This is a genomic window from Parasphingorhabdus sp. (genome assembly GCF_039968395.1).
GTDB lineage: Bacteria > Pseudomonadota > Alphaproteobacteria > Sphingomonadales > Sphingomonadaceae > Parasphingorhabdus.
On record NZ_JBDVPV010000005.1, the window covers coordinates 825680 to 841105 of the forward strand.

At 51.8% G+C, this 15426-nt stretch carries 14 protein-coding genes; 8 read left to right on the forward strand and 6 right to left on the reverse strand.

The window, feature by feature from the left end; all coding sequences use genetic code 11:
• The first annotated feature begins 345 nt into the window (after positions 1-345).
• From arfB to ABJI30_RS14720, 4 genes are all read left to right on the forward strand, one after another.
• On the forward strand, positions 346-747 hold the full coding sequence (gene arfB, locus ABJI30_RS14705) for an alternative ribosome rescue aminoacyl-tRNA hydrolase ArfB (protein WP_348017436.1): 402 nt from the start codon (positions 346-348) through the stop codon (positions 745-747).
• A gap of 177 nt (positions 748-924) precedes the next feature.
• Positions 925-2208: a DUF1996 domain-containing protein gene (locus tag ABJI30_RS14710; protein ID WP_348025457.1), complete on the forward strand. Its 1284-nt coding sequence runs from the start codon at positions 925-927 to the stop codon at positions 2206-2208.
• 225 nt (positions 2209-2433) lie between these two features.
• Positions 2434-2931: a GAF domain-containing protein gene (locus ABJI30_RS14715; RefSeq protein WP_348017438.1), complete on the forward strand. Its 498-nt coding sequence runs from the start codon at positions 2434-2436 to the stop codon at positions 2929-2931.
• A 172-nt stretch (positions 2932-3103) separates the two neighbouring features.
• A complete protein-coding gene (locus tag ABJI30_RS14720; RefSeq protein ID WP_348017439.1) occupies positions 3104-4531 on the forward strand; it encodes an RcnB family protein in 1428 nt (475 codons plus the stop codon).
• Between the two features lie 113 nt (positions 4532-4644).
• Here the strand turns inward: ABJI30_RS14720 and ABJI30_RS14725 are convergent, their stop codons facing one another.
• The 5 genes from ABJI30_RS14725 to ABJI30_RS14745 all read right to left on the reverse strand — a co-directional run bounded on the left by ABJI30_RS14725 (position 4645) and on the right by ABJI30_RS14745 (position 8988).
• Complete coding sequence (locus ABJI30_RS14725) at positions 4645-5403, reverse strand: arginyltransferase (RefSeq protein WP_348017440.1); 759 nt, start codon at positions 5401-5403, stop codon at positions 4645-4647.
• Positions 5404-5566: 163 nt separating this feature from the next.
• A complete protein-coding gene (locus ABJI30_RS14730; RefSeq protein ID WP_348017441.1) occupies positions 5567-5818 on the reverse strand; it encodes a hypothetical protein in 252 nt (83 codons plus the stop codon).
• A gap of 157 nt (positions 5819-5975) precedes the next feature.
• The gene (locus ABJI30_RS14735; RefSeq protein WP_348017442.1) at positions 5976-6212 is read right to left on the reverse strand and encodes a hypothetical protein; all 237 of its coding nucleotides are present in this window, start codon (positions 6210-6212) and stop codon (positions 5976-5978) included.
• Between the two features lie 217 nt (positions 6213-6429).
• Positions 6430-8103, reverse strand: a complete 1674-nt coding sequence (locus ABJI30_RS14740) for an amidohydrolase (protein ID WP_348017443.1) — start codon at positions 8101-8103, stop codon at positions 6430-6432.
• 9 nt (positions 8104-8112) lie between these two features.
• Positions 8113-8988 carry an NAD(P)-dependent oxidoreductase gene (locus ABJI30_RS14745; RefSeq protein WP_348017444.1) on the reverse strand — a complete coding sequence of 292 codons (876 nt, stop codon included), beginning with the start codon at positions 8986-8988 and terminating at the stop codon, positions 8113-8115.
• 72 nt (positions 8989-9060) lie between these two features.
• Here ABJI30_RS14745 and ABJI30_RS14750 point away from each other — a divergent pair, with 72 nt between their 5' ends.
• Both ABJI30_RS14750 and ABJI30_RS14755 read left to right on the forward strand, forming a co-directional pair.
• Positions 9061-10302, forward strand: a complete 1242-nt coding sequence (locus ABJI30_RS14750; protein WP_348017445.1) for a threonine ammonia-lyase — start codon at positions 9061-9063, stop codon at positions 10300-10302.
• 189 nt (positions 10303-10491) lie between these two features.
• Positions 10492-11139: a PEPxxWA-CTERM sorting domain-containing protein gene (locus tag ABJI30_RS14755; RefSeq protein WP_348017446.1), complete on the forward strand. Its 648-nt coding sequence runs from the start codon at positions 10492-10494 to the stop codon at positions 11137-11139.
• A gap of 171 nt (positions 11140-11310) precedes the next feature.
• Here ABJI30_RS14755 and ABJI30_RS14760 read toward each other — a convergent pair whose 3' ends face one another.
• Positions 11311-12630 (reverse strand): cytosine permease, encoded by a 1320-nt coding sequence (locus ABJI30_RS14760; RefSeq protein WP_348017447.1) that lies wholly within the window; start codon positions 12628-12630, stop codon positions 11311-11313.
• A gap of 382 nt (positions 12631-13012) precedes the next feature.
• On the opposite strand from ABJI30_RS14760, the gene ABJI30_RS14765 reads away from it, so the two are divergent.
• Together ABJI30_RS14765 and ABJI30_RS14770 are read left to right on the forward strand one after the other, a co-directional pair.
• A complete protein-coding gene (locus ABJI30_RS14765; protein WP_348017448.1) occupies positions 13013-13315 on the forward strand; it encodes a PilZ domain-containing protein in 303 nt (100 codons plus the stop codon).
• Positions 13316-13457: 142 nt separating this feature from the next.
• Entirely contained in the window at positions 13458-15383 is a 1926-nt protein-coding gene (locus ABJI30_RS14770; protein ID WP_348017449.1) for an EAL domain-containing protein, read from the forward strand.
• Positions 15384-15426: the final 43 nt, after the last annotated feature.

A 15426-nucleotide genomic window follows, 5' to 3' on the forward strand; every position in this document is an offset into this window, starting at 1 on the left:
ATTTTACGCACAGCTATCGGGTGTCATCCCGAAGCCCCCAGATCATTTATTAACCATAAGATAGATGAACGTAAAAGGTTAATTTTGAATTAAAGCAGGAGTCAGCACGAGTCGCAGAGTATCTGACGACTCTGTAACCCGCAGAATAGAGTCGTTTCATGACTCAAGCCGGTCCCCAAAAAAAAATTAACTTTTGAGCATTTCGCACGCCCAAAAAGAGGTTATCTGACTGGCTTGGCTACCAATTGATACTTTCCTGCCACACAGAAGAGCCAGTTCCGAACAACTAATATAACGCGCGAGGAGGCCTGTTCAGTCGCCCACATTCAGACTACATTCTATATCATGACTTTCGATATTCCCGCTCATGCAATTCAGGAAACCTTTCTTGCTGCGTCTGGTCCCGGTGGGCAGAACGTGAACAAGGTTGAGACTGCAGTGCAGATGCGGGTTAATGTTTATGCGCTGCGTCTGCCTCCATTTGCTTTTAGAAAATTGAAAGAACTTGCCGGTCGCAAAATGACCAGCAATGGCGAACTGATGATCACTGCCCGGGATCATCGAACCCGGGAAGCCAATCGAACCGAAGCCAGGCGAAAATTGGAAGATCTTCTCAGCCGGGCTCATCACAGAGAAGCACGGCGCATCAAGACACGCCCAAGCAGGGCAGCCAAAGCCCGGCGGATCGATTCCAAAAAGAAGAAATCCTCGGTGAAAAAGATGCGCGGAAAACCGAGAATTGATTGAGCCCGCACGGCCAGTTCAAGCGAATTTTGTAAATATGTAAAATCCTGTCACCAACTGGTCGCGCGCAGCGTCCGTTGCGTCGCTATGCTTAATATCTGTTAACCACAGGTCAACAGTCGGGATTAAAAGTGTGTCGTCTAATTCCCCCGAATGACACAAGAAAAACGATCGCTGACCATGAAGCCAACCCAATCCATCGTTCTAACGCTGGCGGCAATCTCTTTGCTGTCCGGTTGCGGCAAGGAAGCTGCCACTGGCGCACAGCCAGCGGTACAATTGCCGGCCACACCGACACCGACACCGACGCCAACTCCGACGCCGACACCAACTCCGACGCCAACTCCAACGCCCACACCGACGCCAACGCCCACACCAACTCCGACGCCAACTCCGACGCCAACTCCGACGCCCACACCGCAAGGTGGACCAATTGAAGGTTTACCCAAAATTCCGAGCAATTTTGATACTTCGGAGTGGCTTGTTCCAACCTGGGGTCATGGTAACCCGGCGCCAAGTGCCGAACCGGATGTCGTCGGCGCATTCCGTTTCATCTGCAATCCAAGCCACAACGCTTATGATGATCCGATTGTTTATCCCGGTCAGCCAGGAAGATCACACCTTCACACGTTTTTTGGTAACACCGGTGCCAATGCAAATTCAACATATGAGTCGCTCCGTACGACCGGCGAAAGCACATGCAACAACATGCTGAACCGTTCAGCATACTGGATTCCGTCGATGATGACCGGCGATGGCAAAGTAGTCATGCCCGATTTTGTATCAATCTACTACAAGCGGCGGCCTGAATCGGACCCTGCATGCCAAGATCAAGGCACCGCGTGTGTCGCACTGCCTCGCGGCCTGCGTTACGTGTTTGGATATAATATGCAGGATCCAGCGAACAGTTCGCCTTTCTATCTGAACTGTCAGGGAGCAGGTGCGACACCGGGCAAATATCGTAATATTCCCGAAGCCGCAGTAAATTGCCCGTCAGGAGCGCAGTTGGGAGCGGTTGTAGAGGCGCTGGATTGCTGGGATGGAACAAATCTCGACAGTACCGATCACAGATCACACATGGCCCAACGCGTCCGTCACAATGATGGTGTGGCACGATGCCCGAACACGCATCCTTACATCATCCCCACTTTCACATTGGGAGCATGGTATACGACGGATGACTCACTGGATCGCACTGGCGCGACTGATCCAATGACCAATACCTGGCATTTTTCATCTGATCGGATGGCTGGCATGGCGCCGCACGTACCCGGCTCGACGTTCCATTCTGACTGGTTTGGAGCCTGGGATGATGACGTAATGGACAAATGGACTGCGCATTGCGTAGACCGGCTACTCAACTGTTCTGGTGGCGATCTTGGAAATGGCGAACAGCTTAGACAGTTTGCCGGTTACACCGAGAAAGCCAACCCGCGCATCGTTGATGCTCCAGTCCGTCCCTAGCCTTGGTTTCAGTATCGGACACGAGGTCCTGAAAGACCATCGGGAGCGACCATGGCGCGGCAAGCAACTTGTCTTTCAGCCGGGCAAATATTCGACTGTCTGCACGTGATCAGACTGGAAGGTCGAACCTGGACCAGATACGTGCGGAAAACAGGTAACGTTATTGTGTGTCATCATTGACAGGTTCCGCTTGATCCGGTCTGCTCAATCCTGATACGAGCTGGCATGCACGAATTCGCAATCTCATCATCCGGTCCAACCGATACACTTTACAAAGATCTGGCTTCCGCTGCCGAGGCTCTCGTTGCGGACGAACCGGACCATATTGCCAATATGGCCAATATTTCCGCGCTGATCTGGCAATATTTGCCAGACCTGAACTGGGCCGGCTTCTACAGAGTGATCGAAGATGAACTCGTGCTCGGCCCGTTTCAGGGAAAAACCGCCTGCATCCGCATCGCGATCGGAAAGGGTGTCTGCGGAACTGCTGCTGTGACAGGTGAGGCTCAACGCGTGGCCGATGTGCATGCTTTTCCTGGTCATATCGCCTGCGATGCCGATAGCCGGTCAGAGCTCGTGCTCCCGGTCAAACATGATGGAAAAGTAGTCGCAGTCCTGGATCTCGACAGCCCGTCTCCCGATCGATTTTCAATGGACGATCAAACGGGTTTGGAAACTCTGATCAACTCTATCACACCGGCATTGATGTCGAAGGCAGAATAAAGCTGCTCATTCTCCCGGTTTTCAGAACCGACCCATTTCGAGACAGTTCATCAAAACAACTCTATTTTACAACTGCATAATGGCTTTAACCCCCGGAAAATGGTAACTATTGGTTAACCATTATCTCGGTGGGCATCGATTGTCTTTGCCCGCAATGAAGGAGCTGTTAACCATGAGAACCCTTGCGATTGCTGGCTTGGCCAGCGTTTTTGCATTCATTCCGGGCGGTGCTGATGCCGCAGTCGAATCGACTGTCGAAGCGGGTGTTTCCTCCTCCGCAAAGCAACCTGTAGCTGCCGATCCAGCTAATATGGATTTGACGGTACAAGGTGCAAAACGGTCCATGCAAAAAATGGGCAGTCACCGCATGGGCAATATGCGCAGACAGGGTATGCGGCGCGTGGGCGGAATGCAAAAACGCGGAATGCAGCGCATGCGCGGCGGAAACCAGTTTCGTAACGGTCGCAATGTCCGAATGGGACGACTGGGACACCGGCGCGGCTACCGCATTCCCGGGCGTGGTTTCCAATTGCCCAGACATTACATCAATCCAAGCTATTTCATTGGAAATTTTGGATATTACGGGCTGAGCCAACCCGCTCACGGATATGGCTGGTCGCGTTACTACAATGATGCTGTGCTGACTGATCGTCGCGGCGTTGTTCATGACTCTGTCCGGGACCTGGATTGGGACCGCTACAATCAGGGCTATAACGATGGCTACCGGGATGGCCGTGCAACTTACGACAGCAGTGTGCTTTTGGAAGACGATCGTGTTGTCGCAACTCCTTCTGGCACGATAGGCGGCAGCGCTACCACCTATCGGGGCGACTGGGATGGTGCGTATCGGGAAGATGGAAGCTATCAAGGCGAATGGCGCGGAACCTATCAAGATGCGCAAGGTCGCGTCTATGAAGGCAATTATGAAGGTACGTTCATCGGCGAAGGTGACGCAAATCAGGTTGGTGCAAGCTATACAGACGCACCTCACTCAAACGCGCCTCACTGGGGCTCACAGGCACCGGTAACACGTGACTATCGCCACACAGACCGTGGATATGATGTGCGCGATGATGAGCTCGCCTATCTGCAACGATGCAAAAAGAGCAGTGGTATCGGCGGTGCAGTTGTCGGAGGTGCCATTGGCGCATTCGCCGGCAACAGGATTGCGGGACGCGGAAACCGCCTTGGCGGATCGCTGATTGGCGGTGGCCTGGGTGCTGTCGCTGGTGCAGCCATTGACCAGGGAACAGACCGGTGCCGGAAGCTGCAAAAGAAATACAGAAACTATGGCCACCATGCGCAACGACCGCATGTCCAACGGCCACATGTGCAGCAAACATATCCGAGTGGATGGCATGGCGGTTATTACTATCCCGCCTATTATTATCAGGCCCAACCTACAGTGACCACCATTGTGATTGAATCACAGCCCGTCACAACAACCACGACGACAACTTATATCGATGAGGAAGTCGTCTATACGCAGGCAAAACCGGCTGCAAAACGGCGCTGGAAAAAGGCGGCTCCCCGTAAAACGTGGAAACCGAAGCCTGTGTTGAAAGGATGCCAGCAAGAACGCTGCCTTTACAACGACTGAAGATATACACATCAAAGATAATGAGCCCGCCGGTCCATGTGATCAGGCGGGCTTTTTATAAGGTGATGACTATTCGCAGCACGAACTTGACACCATAGCGATAGCAAATGTTGTTACTCGGGATTTTGTGTGGCGCGTTTGGACGGCGAACGCTCCCACCCTTCGGGGCCAAGCTTCTCGATTGGCTGGAAACGAATTTTGTAGTCCATGCGCTTTGAGCCATCGACCCAATAACCCAAATACACGTAGGGCAATCGCGCCGCCCTCGCCCGCAATATATGATCCATGATAATGAAGTTGCCCAGACCTGCGCGGCCGGAATGTTCTGCATCGAAAAAGCTGTAGATCATCGAAAGGCCATCGCCCTGCTGATCTGTCAGACAGGCGCCGACAAGCCTTCCTTTTGAACCATCAGTGGTCGGTTCACGATATTCGATCACGAAACTCTTGACAGGAGACTGCTCGACCATGTCGGAATAGTCCATCTCATCCATCTCGGTCATGCCGCCGCCGGGATGCCTTTTGGACAAATATTTCTGTAACAGGGAAAACTGTTCATCCGTTGCCCAGGGCTCACAAGCTTCTACGACCAGATCCTGATTCCGCCGAAGCAATTTGCGTTGGGTGGAATTCGGAGCGAATTCATCCACCACCACCCGAACCGAAACGCAGGCCTTGCAATCGAGACAGCTGGGTCGATAGGCGACATTCTGGCTGCGGCGAAAGCCAATACGTCCAAGAGCGTCATTGAGCTCGTCCGTGTGCGGACCATTTAATTCCGTGAACACTTTCCGTTCGCTTTTGCCCGGCAGATAGGGACAAGGGCTCGGATTAGTCACAAAAAATCGCGGAAAGCGAACGGGTGCGGTCACGTATGCAGGCCTCTCAGGTCCAGGTAGAAGAATCGCGTACAGGGACTATGCCCCTTGCGCGGCCTGATGAAAAGCCAATTTACCAACAATGACCACACCCGCGATGACGCAAAAAAAACGGGCCGATATACGGCCCGTTTTTCAAATCAAAATTCCGGATGGCTCAAGGGCTACCAGGATCAGATGATTCAGCAATCAAAAATACGCCGCCAACGACTGCCGCAAATGCGAGCACGCCGATCAATGCGCCATTTTCTCCGCCAAGTTTACTTGCACTATCAAGCTTTTCGTCAGCGTTTACACGTTCGACTTGAGCTTTCTGAGCTTGAACAGGCTGAGAAACAGACTGAGCGAGTACAGGTGTAGCAACCAACGATGCGGCTGCTGCAAATACTACCAATTTATTCAACTTCATTATTTAATCCTCCAAAATCGAATTAACTAAGATGCCCCTAGCACCGGATTTTTTTATCGTAAAGGCCAAGATTCCTAATTCCGAATCTAATATGGCATTAACGAGAAAAAGCGGGGCGAAACTCGCCCCGCTTCCTAAGTGTCTAAAAGCTCAAACCTCAGGGGCTCGTCGGGTCATCATCATCATCAGCGATGATGATAATGCCTGCAATCACGGCCGCAGCTGCAAGAACACCAATAATAATTCCGGTGCTACCTTCCAGTTTTTCGCCATTTTCGTCCACCGCACCTGTACGCTCAACAGCGGGGGTCAGGCTTTGTACGGCCTGCGCTGTTACGGGTGCGGAAATCAATGATGCAGCTGCAATAGCAGCCGCGAATTTCGTGAATTTCATTCTGTACTCCATTTTTTATGTTTAGTTGAACAAAACCGAAAATCGGTTTATTCCCCCCAACACATTAACACCGTTGCACGACCTATTATTCTCTTTTTGCATCCGCTGCGTCGAAAAGTCATACATAGTGCTTGTTCTAAACGCAAGATTTCAAAGGGATAAACTCGGCGGCTCACCTAGAAATTGCGTCGCTTTGACGAAATAGGACAACATAAATTTACTTTGCCTGAAAAACTGCGCGGCCATTGATCCAGGTTTGCTCCACTTTGATGTTTCGAATTGTCGATGGCGAAGCCAGCATGAGATCTTCTGCAATAATGACAAAATCTGCTCGTTTTCCGGGCTCCAGACTGCCAATCTGTTTTTCTGCAAATGCAGCATATGCCGAACCAAGCGTGTATGCGCGCCAAGCCTCCCGGCGTGTCACGCGTTCACGGGGCAACCAGCCGCCAAAAGGCTCACCAGTTTCGTCTTCACGCGTCATCGCTGCTGCCAAACCCGGGAACGGGTTCACATTTTCTACCGGTACGTCGGTCCCGAAGGCCAGTTTCGCTCCCGAATCAAGAATGGATCGCCAAGCATATGCTCCATCGAGGCGATTCGTTCCCAATCGCGCTTCCGCCATCAGACGATCCGATGTCTGATGGACGGGTTGCATGGAAGCAATCGTTCCAGTGGCTGCAATTCGTGGCAGATCTGCAGGATCCAGAATCTGGGCATGCTCGATGCGCCAGCGTCGATCTCCTGTATAGCTGGTCTGCATTTCTTCAATTGCGGACAATAGTTCTTCGTTTGCCTTGTCACCGATCGCGTGCACCGCGGTCTGGAACCCGTCCATCGCAGCGCGGCTCATCTTGTTTTTAAGCTGTGCGGGTGTCAGCAACGCGAGACCGCTTTGATTGGGGCTGTCAGCATAAGGTTGTTTGAGCAACGCCCCGCGCGATCCTAGCGCGCCATCAACATATAGTTTCACTCCCGCCATTTTCAGACGGTTATCATATAACCAGGGTGAAGGGCCGGGTCCCCCGATGGCTATCATGTTGTCAATTTCAGCCGCATAGGCAATGATCCGGACGTTCAACTGGCCAGCGTCCCCTGCCCTCCGGAAACTCTGCCAGTCCTGCATCGTTGTCCCCATGTCTGCGATTGCGGTCACGCCATTCGACAGCAATATTTCCTGTGCTTTCATCAGCGCGAGATCACGTTCCACCGGCCGTGGCTCCGGGATCGCCTTGCTGAAAAGATCCTGCGCCCGGTCGATAAATATCCCGGTCAACTTCCCGGATTTTTTTTCGATCGCTCCGCCACTTGGCGATTTTGTGGTCTTGCCAATTCCTGCGGCACGCATTGCCGCGCTGTTCGTCCAGGCAGCGTGGCCGTCCACGCGAGAAAGGAAGACCGGTCGATCGGGTATTACCGCATCGAGCTCATCTGCGTTCGGGAAACGGCCAAGTCCCCAGAGTTCCTGATTCCAGCCATTTCCGATAATCCATTGCCGGTTGGGATATCGCGCCGCATATACGCTGATTTTCTGAAGAGCTTCTTCGAGTGATCGCGTTCCCGACAGGTCCAGCGTTAACGCGGCAAAGCCCATGCCCATGACATGACCATGTGCATCGACAAATCCTGGAATCAACGTCTTGCCATTGCCGTCAAACTGGAAATCCAGATCGGATGGACGCTTGTCCCGGCGATCCAGCAGCTCTTTCACACGACCTTCGTCGTCAATGACCATGGCCGAAAATCGCACGACATCACCGCTTTTGTTCAGCGTAATGCCGTTTACATTTTCAATCAGGCCATCGGCATGCGCCGGCACCGAACCAAACCCTAACAAACATGTGCAGAACGCAAGTCCGCCATTCCGAATTTTCGTAATCAGTTTCATCATTTGCCCCGTTTATGGTCTGTTTTTTGGCAGGCGCGAAACCAGCGAACTGGTATCCTTGCGCCCGCCTCCGGCCGCCTGCACTTCCGCGTAGAGTTGATCAACCAGCGAAGCCACAGGCAATGCTGCGCCATTGGTGCGCGCCTCTTCGATCGCCAGTCCAAGATCCTTGCGCATCCAGTCTACCGCAAATCCGAAATCAAATTCATCTTTCGCCATTGTTGCCCAGCGGTTGTCCATTTGCCAGCTTTGAGCCGCGCCACCCGAGATCGCTTCATAGACCTTGTCTACATCCAATCGGCTTGCCTGGGCAAAACGCAGCGCTTCGGAGAGACCTTCCAGAACCCCGGCAATGGCAATCTGGTTGCACATTTTTGTTGTTTGACCCGCGCCAGTGCGTCCGACATGGACGATCCGCGCAGCATAAACAGACATAATGATCTCCGCCGCTGCGAAGGCTTCTGCGCTGCCGCCGCACATAATTGATAGCTTGCCGTTTTCAGCACCAGCCTGCCCACCGGACACTGGTGCATCCACAACATGAATGCCCCTGCCTTCTGCTTCGACCGACAACTGGCGAGCGATCCGCGCCGAAACCGTTGTGTGATCGATGAACAGGGCGCCCTTTTGCATGGTGCCAAAAGCGCCATCCCGGCCCATGGTCACTGCGCGCAGGTCATCGTCATTGCCCACGCAGGTAATCACGATCTGCGCGCCCTTTGCCGCGTCAGCCGGATTATCGGCCAGCCTCCCGCCATTGTCGGTGACCCATTTTTCAGCCTTGTTTCGACTGCGGTTGTAGACGGTCAATTCGTGTCCGGCCCTGGCCAGATGGCCCGCCATTGGCCCACCCATGATCCCGATCCCGATGAATGCAATTTTTGCCATGATTCAATATCCTTGCCCACCGCATAATCATTGTTTCCCTGAATGACCAGATGCGTTAAGGGCGATGCCGCTATGACTGATCAAAACAACGCTTCGCTCCCATCATTTGACTTTGCTGATGTTCAGGCAGCTCATGCCCGCATTCGTGATCGGATCGTGCATACGCCGACATTGAAAAGCATTACACTGTCCGAACTGTCGGGCGCGGACGTTTACCTGAAATTTGAGAATCTTCAGTTTACCGCCGCTTACAAAGAGCGCGGGGCGCTGAATGCCCTGCTGCTGATGGATGAAAGCAAACGCAAAGCAGGTGTCATAGCAGCATCAGCGGGCAACCATGCCCAGGGTCTGGCTTATAACGCGCGAAATCTGGACATCCCGGCAACCATCGTCATGCCGAACACCACACCCATGGTCAAAGTCGAGCAGACCCGCGGCCATGGTGCCGAGATTGTGATCCACGGGACCAATTATGACGAATCCTACGCCCACGCCCTTGAACTCGCCGAACAGCGTGGATTGACGTATATTCACGCTTTCGATGATCCCCATGTCGCTGCCGGTCAGGGTACGGTCGCTATCGAAATGCTGGAAACCGTTCCCGGTCTTGATCGCTTGATCATTCCGATTGGCGGAGGCGGATTATTTTCCGGCATGGCGACGGCAGCGCGAGCCATCAACCCGGGCATTAAACTGACCGGGGTACAGGCAGCCCTGTATCCGAGCATGTACGGCAAGCTTTCCGGTAAAACCGTGACCGCTGGAGGGGATACGCTGGCCGAAGGCATTGCCGTCCGCAATCCTGCGGAATTCACTGCTGCAGTGATAAAAAAATATGTCGACGAGATACTGCTTGTCGGAGAGGCGCAGCTGGAACGCGCCGTCAGCCTGTTGCTTCAGATTGAAAAAACCGTCGTCGAGGGTGCAGGAGCCGCCGGTCTCGCCGCTCTCTTGGCCAATCAAGACAAATTTGCCGGAGAAAAAGTCGGCCTGGTGCTGTGTGGCGGCAATATTGATACCCGATTGCTGGCCAATGTCCTGCTCCGCGACCTCGCACGTTCCGGACGCCTGGCTCGCCTACGCCTCCACCTGCGCGACCAGCCTGGCGCTCTCTACAATGTCGTGCGGGAGTTTGCCGATCACGAAGTCAATATCATCGAAGTCTATCACCAGCGCGTGTTCACCAATCTGCCTGCCAAGGGCCTGATCACCGACATCGAATGCGAAGCAAAAGACCGCGATCAACTGGAAGCCCTGATCGCGGCGCTAAACAAGTCTGGCTATGATGTGCGGCAGGTTGAGCTGGCGGACTAGAGATTGGATTGAGCAAGATTTACGGCAATGGATGGATATTGCTGGCTGTCTTGATCCGGGACAGGGAAGATATTTGTTGGATAAACATTTGATACTCGCCCATATTCTGTTAACTAATTATTAGGGATCGCAAGTTTTTGGCACCTCGGTGCTGAGTTGCTCACGGGCAAATACCAATATGAGGGTTTTATGAAAAAATTTGTTTTAACGGTTGTCGCGGCAACTTTGCCGTTCGCAGCATCGCAGGCTTCCGCTGCCGTCGTAGCTTCGCTTCCGGGCGGCACAGCTCTACCTATTCCGGCAGATGAGCTGTTGGGTGTTAGTGGCCCGCTTTCTCCGGCTCCGGGTGTCACGTTCACTTCAACTGCTGGCTCAGCATATGGCTTTACGGGAAACTACAGTTTTGTATCCAATGGCGTCTGGTCTGGCACGCCAATGATCGGCCTTGATGAAGGTACAGGTTATTTCGAGTTGACTTTCGATACTGCGATTGCCGGTTTTTTGGGTGAATTGAACTGGACCACTGATTTTGGTGGCGATGCTTCGATCGAGATCTATGATTCGGCAAATAACCTTCTTGAATCACTGCTTCTGGAAACAGGTGGGGTCAATCAGGTCGCACCCGGTTTCTATGGCTTCTCTCGTGCCAGTGCAGATATTAGCCGCGTGCGATTCAACGAAGAGTTTATCGGCGTTCGCAACATTAGTACCCTAACCGATGCAATGGGCGCGGTGCCCGAACCGGCAACATGGGCATTCATGATCTTTGGATTTGGTGCCGTAGGCGGCGCGATGCGTCGTCAGCGCAAAGCGAACGTGAAAGTCAGCTACGCGTAAGTATAACAAGAGTTACCCAAAAGCCCCGCCGGAGCAATCTGGCGGGGCTTTTTTGTTTGTGAGCTAACGTGCACTTTCACGATAGAGTAACCTCCGCAGCGAATGTCCGCATTGGGCGCAAAAGCGGATTACAACTTCTATGAGCTATCCTTAACTCGATCCATTGCGTGATCAAGACATGCTTTGCGGTTTCTTTGTCGATCCAAAAAGACTGAAAAGATAATGGAGAGCCACATAGGCGATCATCGAGACGACCAGTCCTACCAACGCTTTTGCTATCCAGTCCGGCGCCAGAAAACTGCTGCCTGCGCCGATCGCATAAGCGAGAAAAGCGGCAGGATTCCATTTGGAAATATGCTCGAAGCCAGAATTGTATTTCTGTTTGTTGATAAGATAATAATCAATCAGCAATGGTCCCGCGATTGGCGGTGCAATGCTCGCCAGCAAATCAATCCACGCAATAAAGCTCTGGTAGATACCAAGACCCAATATTGTTCCCAGCACACCGCAAATCACGGTCATTGCTTTGGTTGGGCGCTTGAACGTACTCGATGTTTGAACCGCTGGCAGATAAAGATTGGCATCGCCCGTAGTCCAAAGTGCAAAACTCATCGCGATCAGTCCGATGCCGCCAATCAAGGCGCCCTGAGCCATCATATATGTCGTGAAATCATAGGTGCCCGACACGATCCCGCCCATGGCTCCAATGATCTGCAAAAACCATTGCGCTATGATCAAAGCCACAAACGGGATGGCAATGGCAACCCACGCCTTTTTGGCGAAACGGGTATATTCGGGCATTACAATGGCCCCGACAATCCACGAGCCAATAACCAGATTTATCGCCTGAACCATGGTCAGCGGGCTTTTGGTTGCGCTGGTCTCGGACAGGGCGAGAAAATCATTCCAGCCACCGGCAGCATTCACGTTCATGTAACCCGCATATATGCCGACAAGAATGAGGATAATCGTGGCGGGAATGCTGACTTTTTCCATGCCTGCGACACCGCGATAAGTTGTCGCAGTGAATAACAGACCACCGAATATCGCGACGACGTAAAATGTGGCACTGTCGAAAGTTTGCGCCCAGGCAAACCCAAAAGCACCCACAATAATGCCCTGCCAGCCTATTGTGAGCGCGGCGATAAGCAGAGCCGGTGCGCGTGAGCCCATTGTTCCATAAGTATAGCGGTAAAGCAGCCCGCTGTTACACGCTGTGCGATAACCTATATAACCGACACAGGCCCCGATAACGAAGTTTACCAAATTCCCCAGGAACGAAGCCTTGATGACATCTGCCATGGGCAGGCCGTTTCCCAATGCTCCGCCAACAATCAGGCCAGTAATCAAAAACCCCCAACCAAAAGCGAGCGTCAAAAGCGGGATGGCATTGCGTTTCTGGCTTTCAACCAAAGGTCCATGAGGATTGTCAGGACTCGCTTGTTCAAGTTCGCTATCAAATAGCCACCATTTTTTAAGCGCATCCAACATCGAAGCTTCTCTCCCAGAAAAGACGGTCCGCATGCTAGCGTTGGATGGAGCTCCGAGACGAATATTCTGGATTCTAATCACCAAGCGACCAATGCTACGTGATTGGAAATTGCATGTATCGGCATGCTCCCGGGTGGCCAACTCGTGTCTGCTGTCGGAGGTTTGCAGCCATAACGCTAGCGTCCGCTTCGGGCGCAAAAACGGACGTTCCGTATAGAGGTTTTGGTGATTTCCTTCCGGAGTGCAGTTACTCCAGAACCTGACAATATGGTCAATCGATGTGTTTTTGTAAAATGATGTAAATATCTGAAATATATACATTTTGTTTACCCCCGCTGGTTAGATGCAGACTAGGAAATGATGGTGGTGGGAGCATCTGAAAATGTCCGATCGGGTAGAAGCTGCGAGTTCGCGTTTTGTGGCTCCTGTCGAGCGAGAAAAACGCTTGTGGAAGCCTATTGCAGCGAGAATATTTGGCAAAAACGGTGATCAGCAAATTCTGATTCGAAATTTGTCGGTTAATGGACTTCAAGCTACCTGTGAGTCAGCGCTGACTCCTGGAGAAACCTTAACTGTAACATTCCTTGATGGCCAGATTTTGGAATGTGAGGTTAGATGGTTTCGCAGTGGAATGTTCGGGGCCAGAACTAACAAGTCTATCGACCTGAAATCGCTCCTATCATGAACAAGTATGTCCTACACACAGAAATTCTTGGTTCAGATAAAATGCAGAACAAGAAACAGAGATTCAGCGGTTCTCAGATGTTTGTGACTAGGGACGGTCGCTTCCAATTAAGGATTGGCGGTCGAGTGTTTGGCCAATTTTTATGACTTCAAAAGACTCATCAAGCACGCTCGATGCAAATGCAGTCATTGCCGAAACGTATCGCCCGATCGTTCGGGGCTATTTCGCAGTAGCCTTCGCCTATTATGCAATCATGACGGTGTTGCATTGCATAACAATGAGCGGTGTTGCGCTTGGCATCATGACTGTTGCTTCCGTATCCGCCTCGCTGTTGTTATTTGCTGCATGGTATTGGCTCCACAGGCCCCTTACCATCGGAAAACTTGAAATACTCACAAGCGTTGTGAATCTGATGGTAATGGCAAATGTGCAGGTCGCGCTGCACATAGAATATGCTGAACCCAAACTTGCATATTTCATCATGATGGCAATGATTTTCGCCTTTGCCAGCGTCAGCATGAGGCAGGCGATTGTTTCAGTTGTGTTTGTCTTGGGCGGGTTGTTTGTTGAACTAGTTCGCAACGATTCAAGTCAACTAAGCTTGTACGGCTTTGTAGCCTTCGCCGCGGCCCTTAGCGCGTTGGCCATTACCTATTTTCTTCGCAGAGCCGTCGGGTTAGCTGCGGTGGCGAGACACAAGGCCGAAATTCGGCTGAGCCAAGCGGAAAGCGTTGGAGAAACCATGCGTAAACGCTCATTGTCCGACAGTTTGACTGGATTGCCTAACCGACGAGCCTTTTTTGAAACGTTTGAGTGGAACCCAATCCGAGCAGACTTAGAAAAGTACAAGTGGTTGATTCTTCTGGACCTTGATGGCTTCAAGGCAGTGAATGACTTGTACGGTCACATCATGGGTGACGAGTTGTTGAAAGCGGTCTCAGTTCGACTTTCGGAATTCGCCGGCGATGAAGCGCATGTCAGCCGAATGGGAGGAGATGAATTCAATCTCATCCTTCATCACAATGGGGGTCCAAGTGATGTAGAATCCTGGTGTCAAAATCTGCTAGATCATGTTGCAAAAGTATATTTCATTGATGACAGGCTGATTCAGATATCTGCGTCTATTGGCTGTATTGAGGTATCCGATGCTGAAGCTGTTTCCGAGTTGGTTCGCAACGCCGACTATGCGCTGTTGCATGCCAAGAATAACGGCAAGAACAGGGTGACGGTGTTTCGCGAGGAACATGCGAGAGATGCCGCTGAACGTTTCAGGATCGAACAGGCACTACGTATCGCTAATTTCGATGCCGAAATCAAACTGCTGTTCCAACCCCAATATGATCTGAAACAGGAGAAGATCATCCGGGCGGAAGCTTTAGCACGATGGGACAGCCCCTCCATCGGGAAAATCGAACCTGATATCTTCATAAAAATCGCAGAATCTAGCGGTCTGATTGCCAAAATCTCATTGACGGTACTTTCAAAAGCAATGTGCACTATCGAAAACTGGGATGATCCCATTCCGATTTCAATCAACCTGTCCGGGCATGACTTGATCTCTGACGAGATCATGGATCAGATCATCAGCCTATTAGCCAAGTCGAACATTGACCCTGCGCTTATCGAGTTCGAAGTTACAGAAACGGCGATGATGGCAGACATGGAAAAAGCCAGTACCAACTTAAACCGACTTGCTGAACTTGGGCACCCTTTAGCGCTGGATGATTTCGGGACAGGCTATTCAAATTTCAACTATTTGCGGACACTACCCATAGACAGGCTGAAAATTGATCGCTCTTTCATGGAAAATATTGGAGATCCGATGACGGAGAAAGTGCTGCATTCTCTTGTCGGAATGGCCGCAACACTGGAAGTTGACTGTCTGTTGGAGGGTATTGAAAACGAACTTCAACTGATCATGGCCAAGCGCGCTGGAGCTCAGTCAGTGCAGGGGTTCCTGTTCGGCATGCCGATGACAGCAGGCGAACTTGTTGATTCTCTGTTAAACGAGCGTTCTCAACCAACTATATCTGCAGCCCCTCATTCTGCTGCTGTCGGCAATGTATAGAGCGTATGTCCGCTTTCGGGATAAAGCGGCCGCCACAAAAACA

Coding starts and splice junctions, on each gene's coding strand:
- arfB (WP_348017436.1), top strand. CDS start 346: ATGACTTTCGATATTCCCGCTCATGCAATTCAGGAAACCTTTCTTGCT.
- ABJI30_RS14710 (WP_348025457.1), top strand. CDS start 925: ATGAAGCCAACCCAATCCATCGTTCTAACGCTGGCGGCAATCTCTTTG.
- ABJI30_RS14715 (WP_348017438.1), top strand. CDS start 2,434: ATGCACGAATTCGCAATCTCATCATCCGGTCCAACCGATACACTTTAC.
- ABJI30_RS14720 (WP_348017439.1), top strand. CDS start 3,104: ATGAGAACCCTTGCGATTGCTGGCTTGGCCAGCGTTTTTGCATTCATT.
- ABJI30_RS14730 (WP_348017441.1), bottom strand. CDS start 5,818: ATGAAGTTGAATAAATTGGTAGTATTTGCAGCAGCCGCATCGTTGGTT.
- ABJI30_RS14735 (WP_348017442.1), bottom strand. CDS start 6,212: ATGAAATTCACGAAATTCGCGGCTGCTATTGCAGCTGCATCATTGATT.
- ABJI30_RS14740 (WP_348017443.1), bottom strand. CDS start 8,103: ATGATGAAACTGATTACGAAAATTCGGAATGGCGGACTTGCGTTCTGC.
- ABJI30_RS14745 (WP_348017444.1), bottom strand. CDS start 8,988: ATGGCAAAAATTGCATTCATCGGGATCGGGATCATGGGTGGGCCAATG.
- ABJI30_RS14750 (WP_348017445.1), top strand. CDS start 9,061: ATGACTGATCAAAACAACGCTTCGCTCCCATCATTTGACTTTGCTGAT.
- ABJI30_RS14755 (WP_348017446.1), top strand. CDS start 10,492: ATGAAAAAATTTGTTTTAACGGTTGTCGCGGCAACTTTGCCGTTCGCA.
- ABJI30_RS14760 (WP_348017447.1), bottom strand. CDS start 12,630: ATGTTGGATGCGCTTAAAAAATGGTGGCTATTTGATAGCGAACTTGAA.
- ABJI30_RS14765 (WP_348017448.1), top strand. CDS start 13,013: ATGTCCGATCGGGTAGAAGCTGCGAGTTCGCGTTTTGTGGCTCCTGTC.
- ABJI30_RS14770 (WP_348017449.1), top strand. CDS start 13,458: ATGACTTCAAAAGACTCATCAAGCACGCTCGATGCAAATGCAGTCATT.